Raw genomic sequence first — 13,899 nt, 5'->3', positions numbered from 1 at the left:
AGGAGAGACCCATGGCAGCCGACGGCTTCCTGGTGGAGAGCGCCACCTATCTGGCGGCGGCCGTGGCGTCGGTGCCGATCGCCAAGCGCCTGGGGCTCGGCTCCGTGCTCGGCTATCTCGTGGCCGGCCTCGTGGTCGGGCCGTCCGTGCTCGGACTGGTGAACGCCGACCCGGAGATGATGCACGTCGCCGAGTTCGGCGTGGTGATGATGCTCTTCCTGGTCGGCCTGGAACTGCAGCCGTCCCGCCTCTGGCAGATGCGCGGCGCCGTGTTCGGCCTCGGCGGCCTGCAGCTGGGCGTCACGGCCGTCGCGGTCGCGGCGGTCGCCCTCCTCTTCGGCCAGGGCTTCGGCCCGTCGGTCGCCATCGGCCTCATCCTCGCCATGTCGTCCACGGCGATCGTGCTCCAGGCCCTCGCCGAGAAGGGCCTGCTGAAAAGCCCGCCGGGCGAGGCGACGTTCGCGGTCCTTCTGTTCCAGGACATCGCCATCATTCCGATCCTCGCCGTCATGCCGCTCCTCGGCGGCGCCGGCGCGTCGGAAGCCGCCCATGCGGACCCGACCCTCATCGACCGGCTGCCCGGTTGGGCCGCGGCTCTCACGGTGCTGGCGGCCGTGGCGCTGATCGTGGTCGCGGGCCGGCTCGCCCTCCGCCCGGTGCTCGACTTCATGGCCACCACGCGGCTGAGGGAGATCTTCACCGCCACGGCGCTCCTGCTCGTGGCGTCCACGGCTCTCCTCATGCAGAGCGTCGGTCTCTCGCCGGCGCTCGGCGCCTTCCTCGCCGGCGTGGTGCTCGCCGACAGCGAATACCGCCACGAGATCGAGACCGATATCGAGCCCTTCAAGGGACTGCTGCTCGGCCTCTTCTTCATCTCGGTCGGCGCGTCGATCAACGTGTCGCTCGTGCTCGCCGAGCCCGTTCTCCTCGCGGCGCTCGTCGCCGGGATCGTGGCCCTGAAGGCGCTCGTCCTCTACCCGATCGCCCGGGCCGCGAAGCTCGCCCGGTCGGACGCCGCCCTGATGGCGATCGCGTTGTCGCAAATCGGCGAGTTCGCCTTCGTGCTCCTCTCCTTCGCCGGCCAGAACCGCATCCTCGACGGCGGCACCGGCAGCCTGCTGACGGCGGCGGTCGCCCTCTCCATGCTGACGACGCCGGTGCTCTTCATCCTGTTCGAGCGCCTGACCGCCGGCCGGGCCGACCGCCCGGACGACCGCGCGCCCGACACCATCGAGGAGCGCAACCGGGTGATCATCGCGGGGTTCGGCCGCGTCGGCCAGATCGTCGGCCGCATCCTGATCGGCCGGGGCATCAAGGTGACGGTGCTGGAGCACGACGCCGAACAGCTGGAGGCGCTGCGTCGGTTCGGCTTCAAGCTCTACTACGGCGACGCACGGCGCCACGATCTCCTCCACGCCGCGGGCGCGGACGAGGCCTCTATCCTGGTGGTCGCCACCGACGACAAGGACACCACCGCCGCCATCATCGAGATGGCCCGCCGAAACTTCCCGCACCTGAAGATCATCGCCCGCGCGTTCGACCGGCCGCACGCCTACGAGCTGGAAGCGCTCGGCGCCGATTCCGTGGTGCGCGAAACGTTCGCCGGCAGCATCGAGATGGGCACGGAGACCCTGAAGGCGCTCGGCCTGCCGGGGTTCGAATCGGAGCGGATCGGCCGCATCTTCCGCCGCCACGACACGGAGACCATGCGCATCCTGCGCGAGATCCGCGGCAAGGTGGACCGCGACGCCTACGGCCTCGCCTTCCGGGAGCGGCGCGAGATGCTGGCGAACGTGCTCCAGCGCGATTTCCAGACGCTGCACGAGGTGGAGGACGCCGGCTGGGACGCGGAAAGCCTGCGCGAGGAGGTGCGGGGCGCGCGCTGAGCGGAAATCCTGCCCGAAACCCGCGCATCTGGCCGCATGCGGCGGCCTGAACCTTGACTTCCGCTAGGAAACCGGCCATGTGAGGGACGCGATCACTGTGCATCGCAACATCAGATGGTCGCGTGAACGACCGCTTCGGCCAAGAGCCTGAGGCGTCGCCGGACCGATTTTCCTGAATGGCCCATTCACGCGGGGCGTTCGACACCCGCGATATCGTACCGCGCCCCGCTTGGGACGCAGCGGTCGCCGTCGCTTATTCGAAAGACGGTTGCTTGACCTCTTTTTCTGACCTCGGCCTGTCCGAGCTGCTTCTGAAGGCCCTCGAGGACGAGGGTTACACCACTCCCACCCCGATCCAGGCCCAGGCCATCCCCGAGCTCCTCAAGGGGCGTGACCTGCTCGGCATCGCCCAGACGGGCACCGGCAAGACCGCGGCCTTCGCTCTGCCGATCCTCAACCACCTCGCCAAGGGCCGTCTGGCCCAGCCCCGGCGCGTGCGCTGCCTCGTGCTGTCGCCGACCCGCGAGCTGGCGACCCAGATCGCCGACAGCTTCAAGTCCTACGGCCGCTACATCCCGAACATCTCGGTCGCGACCGTGTTCGGCGGCGTCGGCCACCGGCCGCAGGAAGATCGTCTGCGCCGCGGCGTGGACGTGCTGATCGCCACCCCGGGCCGCCTGATGGACCACCTGGAGTCCGGCGCCGTCTCGCTCGACCAGACCGAGGTCTTCGTCCTCGACGAGGCGGACCAGATGCTCGACATGGGCTTCGTCCACTCGGTGCGGAAGATCGTGCGCGGCCTGAAGAAGGAGCGCCAGAGCCTGTTCTTCTCGGCCACCATGCCGAAGGAGATCGGCCAGCTCGCCGGCGACCTCCTGACCAACCCGGCCACGGTGACGGTGGCGCCTGTCGCCACCACCGCCGAGCGGGTCGCCCAGAAGATCATCCACATCGAGACCGCCGCCAAGCGGACGCTCCTGCGCGACGTGATCGTGGAGGAGAAGCCGGACCGCGTGCTCGTCTTCACCCGCACCAAGCACGGCGCCGACCGCGTCGTCCGGTCGCTGGAGCAGGACGGCATTGCGGCCGTGGCCATCCACGGCAACAAGAGCCAGGCCCAGCGCGAGAAGGCCCTCGCGGGCTTCAAGTCCGGCGCGACGCCGATCCTGGTGGCGACCGACATCGCCGCCCGCGGCATCGACGTCGACGGCGTCAGCCACGTGATCAACTTCGACCTTCCGAACATCCCGGAAAGCTACGTGCACCGCATCGGCCGCACGGCGCGCGCCGGGGCGAGCGGCATCGCCATCTCCTTCTGCGACCAGGAGGAGCGGGCGTACCTGAAGGACATCGAGAAGCTGACCCGGCAGAAGATCCCGGCCGAGGATCGTCGCGGCACCGTGGAGGTGCGGCACATGCCGCGCGCCGAGACAGACCGCGACGAGCGTGCCGCCCAGGGCGCCCGCGGCCCGCATCGCGGACGCGACGACGCCCGCGGCTCCGGCCGCCCGGGCGGCAGCCGCCCCGGCCAGTCGCAGCAGCGGCGCGGGGGCAAGCCCTCCGGCGGCGAGCACGGCCACCACACCCACGCCCGCGACGGCCGTCCCCAGGACCGGCAGGGCGACCGGACCGGCAAGCCCGCCGGCCAGCCCCGTCCGCAGCACCGGGACACCGGCGCCGCCGAGGCGAGCCTCGGCCGCGTCGGCTTCCTCGCCCAGCCGAGCCGTCCGCGGGACGCCGGCGGCCAGCCGCGCGGCGACGGACGGCGCGGCCGCGGCTGACGCTTCGCCGCCTTGACGACCTGACGACGAAAAGGCCCGCCGGATCCGATCCGGCGGGCCTTCTTTCTTCTCCGGCTGCGGCGCGGCATTCAGGCCGCGGCGACGGACTTCAGGAAGCCGTCGATCTCACGGTCGAGGCTCTCGGTGGCGCGGCCCACGGTGCCGGCCGCCTCCAGCACGCGGGTCGCGGAGGCGCTGGTCTCGCGCACGGCGGTGTCCAGGTCCTCGATGTCGGACGCGACCGTCTGGGTGCGGTTCGCCGCGCTCTCGATGTTCTGGCTGATCTCGCCGGTCGCGGCCCCCTGCTCCTCGATGGCGGACGCCATGGCGGCGGAATAGTGGTCCACGTCCACCATCACGGCGGAGATGCCAGCGATCGCCTTCACGGCCTCGCCGGTGGCGGCCTGGATGGCGGACACCTGGGCGGCGATCTCCTCCGTGGCCTTGGCGGTCTGGCTGGCGAGCGACTTCACCTCGCTCGCCACCACGGCGAAGCCCTTGCCGGCCTCCCCGGCCCGCGCCGCCTCGATGGTGGCGTTGAGGGCGAGGAGGTTGGTCTGTTCGGCGATCGCCTGGATCAGCGACACCACCTGGCCGATCCGGTCGGCGGCGGTCGCCAGCGTGCCGACCTTCTCGCTCGACACGCGCGCTCCCTCGGTAGCCTGACTGATGATCCGCGTGGTCTTGGACACCTGGGCGGCGATCTCCCCGATGGAGGCGGAGAGTTCCTCCGCCGCCGAGGCGACCGAGTTCACGTTGGCCGACGCGAGGCTGGACGCCGACCGCGCGCTGCCTGCCCGGGTGGCGCTCTGGGTCGCCACGGCGGTCAGTTCGATGGAGACGCGGCTGAGGTCCTGGGTCGCCGCGGTGGCGCCGGCGATCAGCGACCGGGATACGTCGCGGAAGGAGGCGATCAGCCGATCCACCTGTTCCTGGCGGCGCAGGCGCGCGGTCTGTTCCTCGGCCGACAGCCCTTCCAGGCGAGCGCGCTCGATGGCGCTGAGGCGGAACACCTCCACGGCGCGGGCCATGGCGCCGATCTCGTCCTTGCGGTCCGCGCCTTCGGCCTGCGTGCTGGTGTCGCCCTCGGCGAGCAGCCGCATGCGGTCGGTGATGACCTGGATCGGCCGGGCGATGGCGCGCGCGCCGAGCCAGACCACCAGGAGAACCACCGCCAGCGTGCCGACGGCGGTCAGCGCCATCGCGTTGCGGGCGGAGACCGCGCCGGCGACGAGCACGCTTTCCGGAATGCTCATGATCAGCGTCCAGCGCTCGTCCATGCCCGGGAAGCTCACTGTGGTGGCGGCCGTGAAATGGTGCGCGCCGTCGGCGTCCTCCACCACCTCGGCGACGGGCCGGCCCGCTGCGGCCTCCTTCAGGATGCGGCCGGTCAGCGGGTCGTCGGCCTTCTTGCCGAGAAGGGCGGCATCGCCATGAGCGATCCAGAGCTCGTCGGTGCCGACGAGGCGAACCGAGCCGACCTCGAACGGCCGCAGGGTGGAGACGAACTTCGCCACGTCCGTGAGCGCCAGGTCGGCGGTCAGGATGCCGGCGGGCTTGCCGGACGCGTGGATGACCATGCTGGCCGTGGTCATCAGCACGTCCTTGCCCTCGACCGGATAGATGTAGGGCGCGGTCAGGAGCGAGCGGTTCTCCCGGAGCGGCCGGTCGTACCAGCCTTCCGTGCCCGCCTCCTTGGTCATGATCAGCTTCTCCGCGCCGATCGAGCCGTCGGCCTTGCGGAAGAAGTAGGGCACGAAGCGGCCGGCCGCGTCCGAATAGGCGTGGCCGACGAAGTCCTTGTCGCGGCCGTCGAGCGCGTTCGGCTCGAAGGCGAGCGTCATGCCGATGAAGGCGGGATTGCCGGCGACCGTGTGCTTGACGAGTTCACCCAGGCTGTCGCGGTTCGTCGCCCCGGCGGACAACAGGCCCTCGACGCCGAGGGCCGTGGCCCTGGCGGTCGTCACGGCGCGGCCGATCTCCTCGGAGATGATGGCGGAATACTGGTTCAGAAGCGCCTCGGCTTCCGACCGGGCCGACCGTTCGGCCGAGGACGTCATGATCGCCGTACCGGCCCAGGCGATCACGACGACGGAAAGCGTAAACAGAAGCCCGGTCGACGACACCAGCTTGGAGCGGATGGACAGATCGGCAATGCGCATGTGAATCACCCATATGTGATTGTGCGCACAGGAATGACACTGATCCTCTTAAGAAATTCTCTTTCCCAAGAGCAGATGCACGCCGCACGCAATCATGCGGCGGACGCCTATTCGGCCGCCACCGCGTCCGGGGCGCCCGGCGCCGTCTGCCATCCGAGGTCCGGCAGCATCACCAGCCGGTTCCCCCTGAGATCGCTGGCGCAGACCAGGAAGCCGCGCTCCTCCATGTAGGCGAGGAGCCGACGGGCGCGGCCGGGCGACCGGGTGCCGTAGGCCTTGGCGATCTCCGAATCGGACGGACAGGGCGCCTTCTGGAGCGCGGCCCGGGCGATCAGCAGGAAGACGCCGCGGATGTCCTCCGGCAGCGACGCGGCGACGAGCGTCGCCTGGTCCCAGTCGGAGCTCTCCATCGACCCCTGTTCGACGCCCGCCCGGGCGATCGCCAGCCGGCGACGGAACGTGGGCAGGTCCGGCGGATCGCCCGGCACCCGGGCGATCCGGCAGCGGACCAGGAAGTCCTGGTAGAGGATGGACACGGACTGGAAGGCCGCCTCCGGCTCGGCGAGGAGAGCCGTCATGACCTCGTCGATGGCGGCCTCGCGCTCCACGTCGGCGAACAGGTCCGGCGCTTCCGGCGGCGGCGTCGGCTCCGGGCGCGACCGGGCGAGCTGCATCAGCACGTCCGACGTGGACACCGGCTGGGCCGCCGCGCGCGGAAGGAGTTCGCCCTCCTGACGCTTGAAGATGAGGTCCGCCGCATCCTCTGCGGGCTGGCCGGGCAGCGGCACCAGCTTCGGGCTTCCGCCCCGGCCCGTGGTCTCCACCGGGCCGATCTTCACCGGCTCCGGCTTGCGGGTCATGGCCGGCCCGAGCGCCACGAACTGGCCCCGGTCGAGGTTGCGGAAGGTCTCCGCCTGTCGACGGTCCATGCCGAGGAGGTCGGCGGCGCGGGCCATGTCGATGTCCAGGAAGGTCCGGCCCATGAGGAAGTTGGAGGCCTCCGCCGCCACGTTCTTGGCGAGCTTGGCGAGCCGCTGGGTCGCGATCACGCCCGCGAGGCCGCGCTTGCGGCCGCGGCACATGAGGTCCGTCATGGCCGCGAGGGACAGGCGCCGGGCCTCGTCGCCCACGTCGCCGGCGGCCGCGGGCGCGAACAGTTGCGCCTCGTCCACGACGACGAGCATCGGATACCAGTGGTCCCGCTCCGCGTCGAAAAGGCCCTTCAGGAAGGCGGCGGCCGCCCGCATCTGCCGGTCGACCTCGAGGCTTTCCAGGTTGAGGACGACCGAGACGCGGTGCTGGCGCACCCGGTTGGCGATGAGCGCCAGGTCGCGCTCCGTTCCGGAGGCGTCGATCACCACATGGCCGAACTTGTCGGCCAGGGTCACGAAGTCCCCTTCCGGATCGACGATGCACTGCTGCACCCACGGGGCGCTCTGCTCCAGGAGACGGCGGAGCAGGTGCGACTTGCCGGACCCGGAATTGCCCTGGACCAGAAGTCGGGTGGCGAGGAGCTCCTCCAGATCGACGGCCGCCCTCTGGCCGCTCGTCTTGGTGCCGATATCCACGCTGACCGTCATGATCACCAAAACCTCAACGCCCGCACGCTCCCGGCCCAGGTGGGCTGACCCGTTCCGGGACAACGGACGACCCTTTCCGATTCGCCGGTCCGAGGAAAGCGCGGCAGCTCCACTTCTCCACCGGGAAGGCTGCTCGGCAGTTCTGCCCGGCTAAACGGATGCATGAACACGAATCTGTGAAAAACAGTTTATGTGCCTGTTACCATTCACTTTTTGGGTGACGGTGAGTTCAACGACGGCCGTCTTTTGCAACGCCCAAGCTGGGTATATCTCAACGTCACCGGCCCGGGACCGAACGTCCCCGAACGGACTGGGAGGCGACCGGACGCGTTATCCGGCTCCGCCGACGCATAAAGGAATACCACTATGTCCAAGAGCATCATTGCCGCCGCTGCCGCCGCCGTCATTGCCGTCACCGCCGCCGCCCCTGCTTTCGCGTGGGATCCGGCCTATTCGAGCCGCGATCGCCAGGTCGAGCGCCAGGCCAACCGCGGCGTGGCCGCCTCGGCCGTCGCCACCAACGACGCCGGCGCTCCGATCGCCGTGACCGGCGCCTGGGATCCGTCCGAGACCAGCCGCGACCGCAGCCTGCGTGAGCGCGCCGAGAAGGTGCCGGCCTACACGGGCCAGGCCTACATCCCGACCCGCGATGGCTTCCTGACGGACTGATTTCGCGTTCCCGTCCGGAAGAACGAAGAGGGCGCCGACCCGGCCGGGTCGACGCCCTTTTTCCGTTCGCAAGAAGCGCCGGGTTTTGCACCGTCAGACGATCCCGCCGCCGCCGGCCTGCGACGCCGGCCGCTCGGCGGAAACCTTGGCCCGGTACCCGCTCGCCCGGTAGGTGGCGATCGGATCGAGGGCGCCGCCGTCCCGGCGCCGAGCCTCCGCCAGGATCGGGCCGACGTCGGTGCGGAAGCCGCTCTTCAGCGTCTCGGAGGCCATGATGGCGTCATTCGCCTCCTGATGGGCGGCGAGGGCCTGCCGGTCCACCAGAAGCGCCTGGGCGTAGGCCCGGCGGATCTCGTCCGCTGACCGGATCAGGCTTTCGATCGGATCCGTCACGTTGTGCGACTGGTCGATCATGTGGGCGAGCGGCGGCAGGCCCGCTCCCAGCTCCACGTCGACGAGCTCGTTGAAGACGAGGAACAGTCGGAACGGATCGACCGAGCCGGCGTCCAGGTCGTCGTCGCCATACTTGGAGTCGTTGAAGTGGAAGCCGCCGAGCCGGCCGAACTGGAGGAGGCGAGCGACGATCATCTCGATGTTCACGTTCGGCGCGTGGTGTCCGAGGTCGACGAGGCACTTGGCCTTCGGCCCGAGGCTCGTCGCCGCCAGATAGCTGCTGCCCCAGTCCTGGATCACGGTGGAATAGAAGGCCGGCTCGTACATCTTGTGCTCGATGAAGAGCGTCCAGTCGTCGGGCACGCGGGCGTAGACGGCCTGCATGGCCTCCAGATAGCGCTCGAAGGCGCGCGTGAGATGGCTCTGACCGGGGAAGTTCGAGCCGTCGCCGATCCAGACCGTGAGCGCCTTGGAGCCGAGCGCCCGGCCGATCTCGATGCACTCGATGTTGTGCTCCACCGCCATGCGGCGGACCGCCGGATCGGTGTGCGACAGCGAGCCGTACTTGTAGGACGGGCTCTGCCCCGGCTGGTCCTGGAAGGTGTTGGAGTTCATGGCGTCGAAGCCGAGGCCGAGGCTGTCGCCCTTGGCCTTCAGCTCGGCGACGTTCGCCGGCCGGTCCCACGGAATGTGCAGCGACACGGTGGGCGTGGCCCGGCCGAGCTGCTGGATCACCGCGCAGTCGACGAGCTTCTCGTCGATGCCGCGCGGCTCGCCGCCGCCGGGAAAGCGGGCGAACCGCGTCCCGCCGGTGCCGACGCCCCAGGACGGGACCGCCACATGGAAGCCGCGGACCGCCTCGATCACCCCTTCGACGTCCACGCCCCGACGGGCGAGGCGCGACGAGAGCGCGTCGAGGTCGGCGGCGTGGTCGCGGGCCCGGCGGTCGTTCTCCACCGCGATCAGGTCTTCCGAGATGGGTAGTGCGGACACGTTTGCCTCCCCTTTTGTGCTTCTTGTCCGGGCGCGCCCAAGCCCAGCGATCGCCCGCCATCGCGTGCGGGCGGCTGATCTCGCGTGCGGGCGGCCGAGCGGGACCCCTCCCCCTCCGAGGGAGGGATCCCGTCCGGTCAGCGCGTGAAGCTCTGGGCGTTGCCGGCGTCCACGTTGATGATGTTGCCGGTGGACTTGGCGGCGAGATCCGACGCCAGGAAGTAGACCGCCTCGGCGATGTCCTCCGGGAAGACGGAGAGCTTCAGCATGGAGCGCTTGCGATAGTGCTCCTCCAGGTCATCCGGCTGCAGGTTGTAGGCGGCCGCGCGCTGCTCGCGCCATTCGCCGGTCCAGATCTTGGAGCCGCGCAGCACCGCGTCCGGGTTCACCACGTTCACCCGGATGCCGACGTCCGCTCCTTCCAGGGCGAGGCAGCGGGCGAGGTGGATTTCCGCCGCCTTGGCGGTGCAGTAGGCCGACGCGCCCGGCGAGGCCGCGAGGCCGTTCTTGGACGCGATGAACACAACCGAACCGCCCAGCTTCTGGCCGCGCATGAGGCGGAACGCCTCCCGCGCCACCAGGAAATAGCCCTTCGCCAGGATGTCGATGTTGCGGTCCCACATGGCGAGCGTGGTCTCCTCCACCGGAGCGGAGGACGAGATGCCGGCGTTGGAGACCAGGATGTCGAGCCCGCCGTAGTCCACCACCGCGCGGGTGAAGCCGTCGGCGACCGCCGCCTCGTCGGTGACGTCGAGCGGGACGGAGCGCACGTGGTCGGCCCCGTAGGCCTTGGCGAAGGTCGTTCGGGTCTCGTCGAGAGCGGCCGCGTCGATGTCGGTCAGCACCACGCAGGCGCCCTCCGACAGCAGCTTGGCGGCGATCGCCCGGCCGATGCCGCCGGCGGCGCCGGTGACGAGCGCGACCCGTCCGACGAGCGACTTCGGTTTCGGCATGCGCTGGAGCTTGGCCTCTTCCAGAAGCCAGTATTCGATGTTGAACGCCTCCTGCTCGGAGAGGCCCACATAGGTGTCCACGCTGGAGGCGCCGCGCATCACGTTGATGGCGTTGACGTAGAATTCGGCCGCGATCCGGGCCGTCGCCTTGTCGCGGGCGAAGGAGATCATGCCGACGCCGGGCACCAGATAGATGACCGCGTTCGGGTCGCGGATGGCCGGGCTGTCGGGATGTCTGCAGCGGTCGTAGTAGCCGGTGTAGTCGCCCCTGTAGGCGGCGATCGCGCCGTCGAGGCCGCCGAGCACCTCGTCGAGGTTGCCCTTGGCGGGGTCGAAGTCAAGGACCAGCGGCCGGATCTTGGTGCGCAGGAAATGGTCCGGGCAGGACGTGCCGAGAGCGGCGAGCGGCTTCAGGTTCCGGCTGTTCACGAACTCCAGCACCGCCGGGCTGTCGTCGAAGTGGCCCACCTTGCGCTCGGCCGCGCTGATCCGCTGGCGGATCGCCGGCAGCAGGCGTGCGGCGACCGCGCGGCGCTCCGCGTCGCCGAGCGACGACACCGACGCGCCGCCAAACGCCGCCTGCCCGCGGGTCCTGGTGTCGAAGTAGCGGATCGCCGTGTTGATGATCCGCAGCGTGGTCTCGTAGGACTCCTTCGCGGTGTCGCCCCAGGTGAAGAGCCCGTGGCTCTCCAGCACCACGCCCTTAGCGGTCGGGTTGTCGCGGGCGAACTCGGACAGGTCGAGGCCGAGCTGGAAGCCCGGGCGGCGCCACGGCAGCCAGCCGATCTCGTCGCCGAAGATCTCCTTCGTGAGCGCACGGGAGTTGGCGGTCGCCGCGATGGCGATCACCGCGTCGGGGTGCATGTGGTCCACGTGCCGGTAGGGCACATAGGCGTGGAGCGGCGTGTCGATGGACGCGGCGCGCGGGTTGAGGTTGAACGTGCAGTGGGGCAGGTAGCCCACCATCTCGTCCTCGTGCTCGACCCCGCGGTAGAGACCTTTCAGCTGCTCCAGCTTGTCCATGTAGAGGGTGGCGAACCCGTCCAGCTTCATGGTGCCGACGTCGCCGCCGGAGCCCTTGACCCAGAGGACGACCACGTCCTCGCCCGTCAGCGGATCCTTGTGCACGACCTTGGCGGAGGTGTTGCCGCCGCCGTAGTTGGTGATGCGCTTGTCGCCGCCGAGGAGGTTGGACCGGTAGAGGAGCCGGCCGGGCTCGTCGAGGGTCGCGGCATGGGCCTCGTCCCAGCGGTTCTCCAGGAGCTGGATATCGGCCACGTCGGCCATCGGCGCCTCCCAAACATCATGATTTCTTGGCGGTGGACGGACCGGCGACACGATAATCGTCGCCACTCCCGGCCCGTCGTTGGACGAGAGAAGATATCGCGCAGCCGGACACGGCCTGTCAATCGCAACCGGTCATTTTCGATCATTTTGCACCGCAGCATGACGTTTTTTGACTGAAGCTGATTGACAACGAACCACTCAACCGATTTGATCGCAGCCAAGGGAGGGGTGCATGCACGAACGTGAGCGCCAGCGGATCATCTTGAGCGCCGTCCAGGAACGGCCCGTCGCGACGGTGCAGGACATCGTCGAGCTGACGGGCGTATCGGAAGCGACGATCCGCCGGGACATCGCCGCCCTCGCCCTCCAGGGTCGCCTGCGCAAGGTGCGCGGCGGCGCCGAGGCCTTGCATCCGCCGCAGATCGGCACGCTGACCGCCCGCCCGTTCCGGGTCAGCGAATCCGTCAACATCGCTCAGAAGCGCGCAATCGCACGCGAGGCGGTGAAGCTCTGCCAGGACGGCGACAGCATCATCATCAACGGCGGCACGACCACCTTCCAGATGGTCCACCACCTCGCCGGCCGCCGCCTCCAGGTGCTGACCAACTCCTTCGCGATCGCCGAGCACCTGGTGAAGAACACCAAGTGCACCACCATCGTGCCGGCCGGCGCCGTCTACCGGGAGCAGAACATCATCCTGTCGCCGTTCGAGAACGACGGCACCGCGCACTTCTACGCCAAGCGCATGTTCATGGGCGCCCAGGGCGTCTCGCCGCTCGGCATCATGGAGAGCGACAGCCTGATCATCCAGTCCGAGCAGCGCCTGATGCGGCAGGCGGACGAGCTCGTGCTGCTCGTCGACAGCTCCAAGTTCCAGACCCGCTCCAGCCTGATCCTGTGCCCGCTGGAGCGGGCCACCACCATCGTCACCGACGACGCCGTCACGGACGAGGCGCGCCGGATGATCGAGACCGCCGGCATCACGCTCGTCATCGCGGAGATCGAGGGCGCCGCCGACCGGAAGAGATCTTCGTCCGTCGCCTGACCGCCGGAGGGAGAGCCGGGGACGAACCCGGTTCCGGCGCGATGAGGCGGGCGGGATGAAATGCACCACCAGGGAGGAAAGACATGTCGTTTCTGAAGACACTTGCCCTCGGCACGGCGCTCGCCGCCGCGCTCATCGCCGGCCCCGCGCAGGCGGAAAACGTCAAGGTGGCCCTCGTCGTGAAGGCGCTCGGCATCGGCTTCTTCGAAGCCGCCAAGAAGGGCGCCGAGGAGGCCGCCAAGGAAGTCGGTGACATGGAGATCATCTACACCGGCCCGACCTCCACCACCGCCGAAGGCCAGATCGAGGTGATCAACGCCCTGATCGCCCAGCGCGTGGACGCCATCGCGATCTCGGCCAACGACAAGGACGCGGTCGCGCCGGCCCTGAAGAAGGCCATGGACCGCGGCATCAAGGTGATCTCGTGGGATTCCGGCGTGGCGCCGGAAGGCCGCCTGGTGCACCTCAACCCGTCGTCCAACTCGCTGATCGGCAACCAGCTCCTGAAGCTCGCTCAGGCGGCCCTGCCCGAAGGCAAGGGCGACATCGCCATCCTGTCGGCGACCGCCACCTCCACCAACCAGAACACCTGGATCGAGGAGCTGAAGAAGGCCCAGCCGAACTATCCGGGCATCAACGTGGTGACGACCGTCTACGGCGACGACCTCGCCGACAAGTCGTATCGCGAGACCCAGGGCCTCCTGCAGACCTACCCGAACGTGAAGGTGATCGTGGCGCCGACCTCCGTCGGCATCGTGGCCGCCGCCCAGGCGGTCTCCGACGCCGGCAAGGTGGGCGAGGTCTTCGTCACCGGCCTCGGCCTGCCGTCCGAAATGGCCGGTCATGTGAAGTCGGGCGCGTCCAAGTCGTTCTCGATCTGGAACCCGATCGACCTCGGTTATTCCGCGGCCATGATCTCCTACCACATCGTCAAGGGCACCGCGAAGGGCGAGCCGGGCGAGACCATCCCGATCGGCCGCGTGGGTCAGGTCGCGTTCGACGGGAACGGCGAAGGCGCCATGGCGGACCCCTTCACCTACGACGCCAGCAACGTCGAGGAATTCGCCAAGATCTTCTGATCCTAGGCGATCTTGGCGGCCGGCGGCCGCCAGGCGTTCCGTCCGGCCTCGCGCCGGATCTGCCCGCCGGT

General features: G+C 69.4%; 9 protein-coding genes. 5 read left to right on the top strand and 4 right to left on the bottom strand.

Annotated features, from left to right (window positions below):
* Positions 1-11: 11 nt before the first annotated feature.
* Complete coding sequence (locus HND91_RS18640; protein WP_181708110.1) at positions 12-1,886, top strand: monovalent cation:proton antiporter-2 (CPA2) family protein; 1,875 nt, start codon at positions 12-14, stop codon at positions 1,884-1,886.
* A 272-nt stretch (positions 1,887-2,158) separates the two neighbouring features.
* Positions 2,159-3,667: a DEAD/DEAH box helicase gene (locus HND91_RS18635; protein ID WP_181708109.1), complete on the top strand. Its 1,509-nt coding sequence runs from the start codon at positions 2,159-2,161 to the stop codon at positions 3,665-3,667.
* 89 nt (positions 3,668-3,756) lie between these two features.
* Here the strand turns inward: HND91_RS18635 and HND91_RS18630 are convergent, their stop codons facing one another.
* Entirely contained in the window at positions 3,757-5,829 is a 2,073-nt protein-coding gene (locus HND91_RS18630) for a methyl-accepting chemotaxis protein (protein ID WP_181708108.1), read from the bottom strand.
* A gap of 107 nt (positions 5,830-5,936) precedes the next feature.
* The gene (locus HND91_RS18625; RefSeq protein ID WP_181708107.1) at positions 5,937-7,409 is read right to left on the bottom strand and encodes a helicase HerA domain-containing protein; all 1,473 of its coding nucleotides are present in this window, start codon (positions 7,407-7,409) and stop codon (positions 5,937-5,939) included.
* A 366-nt stretch (positions 7,410-7,775) separates the two neighbouring features.
* On the opposite strand from HND91_RS18625, the gene HND91_RS18620 reads away from it, so the two are divergent.
* Positions 7,776-8,078 carry a hypothetical protein gene (locus tag HND91_RS18620; RefSeq protein ID WP_181708106.1) on the top strand — a complete coding sequence of 101 codons (303 nt, stop codon included), beginning with the start codon at positions 7,776-7,778 and terminating at the stop codon, positions 8,076-8,078.
* 93 nt (positions 8,079-8,171) lie between these two features.
* On the opposite strand, the gene rhaI is transcribed toward HND91_RS18620, so the two are convergent.
* Positions 8,172-9,464: an L-rhamnose catabolism isomerase gene (rhaI, locus tag HND91_RS18615; RefSeq protein ID WP_181708105.1), complete on the bottom strand. Its 1,293-nt coding sequence runs from the start codon at positions 9,462-9,464 to the stop codon at positions 8,172-8,174.
* Positions 9,465-9,601: 137 nt separating this feature from the next.
* Positions 9,602-11,704, bottom strand: coding sequence for a bifunctional rhamnulose-1-phosphate aldolase/short-chain dehydrogenase (locus HND91_RS18610; RefSeq protein WP_181708104.1), 2,103 nt, complete (start codon positions 11,702-11,704; stop codon positions 9,602-9,604).
* Positions 11,705-11,936: 232 nt separating this feature from the next.
* On the opposite strand from HND91_RS18610, the gene HND91_RS18605 reads away from it, so the two are divergent.
* Together HND91_RS18605 and rhaS are read left to right on the top strand one after the other, a co-directional pair.
* The gene (locus tag HND91_RS18605; RefSeq protein WP_181708103.1) at positions 11,937-12,749 is read left to right on the top strand and encodes a DeoR/GlpR family DNA-binding transcription regulator; all 813 of its coding nucleotides are present in this window, start codon (positions 11,937-11,939) and stop codon (positions 12,747-12,749) included.
* An 83-nt stretch (positions 12,750-12,832) separates the two neighbouring features.
* Positions 12,833-13,828: a rhamnose ABC transporter substrate-binding protein gene (rhaS, locus tag HND91_RS18600; RefSeq protein ID WP_181708102.1), complete on the top strand. Its 996-nt coding sequence runs from the start codon at positions 12,833-12,835 to the stop codon at positions 13,826-13,828.
* The last annotated feature ends 71 nt before the right edge of the window (positions 13,829-13,899 follow it).

Origin of the sequence: Chthonobacter rhizosphaerae (assembly GCF_013839525.1) — a bacterium.
GTDB lineage: Bacteria > Pseudomonadota > Alphaproteobacteria > Rhizobiales > Pleomorphomonadaceae > Chthonobacter > Chthonobacter rhizosphaerae.
This window is presented reverse-complemented; position numbering and strand designations above follow the sequence as displayed.

What these genes read in the sequence shown, in the direction of transcription:
- HND91_RS18640 (WP_181708110.1), top strand. Translation starts at nt 12, where the DNA reads ATGGCAGCCGACGGCTTCCTGGTGGAGAGCGCCACCTATCTGGCGGCG.
- HND91_RS18630 (WP_181708108.1), bottom strand. Translation starts at nt 5,829, where the DNA reads ATGCGCATTGCCGATCTGTCCATCCGCTCCAAGCTGGTGTCGTCGACC.
- HND91_RS18625 (WP_181708107.1), bottom strand. Translation starts at nt 7,409, where the DNA reads ATGACGGTCAGCGTGGATATCGGCACCAAGACGAGCGGCCAGAGGGCG.
- HND91_RS18620 (WP_181708106.1), top strand. Translation starts at nt 7,776, where the DNA reads ATGTCCAAGAGCATCATTGCCGCCGCTGCCGCCGCCGTCATTGCCGTC.
- HND91_RS18610 (WP_181708104.1), bottom strand. Translation starts at nt 11,704, where the DNA reads ATGGCCGACGTGGCCGATATCCAGCTCCTGGAGAACCGCTGGGACGAG.
- HND91_RS18605 (WP_181708103.1), top strand. Translation starts at nt 11,937, where the DNA reads ATGCACGAACGTGAGCGCCAGCGGATCATCTTGAGCGCCGTCCAGGAA.
- rhaS (WP_181708102.1), top strand. Translation starts at nt 12,833, where the DNA reads ATGTCGTTTCTGAAGACACTTGCCCTCGGCACGGCGCTCGCCGCCGCG.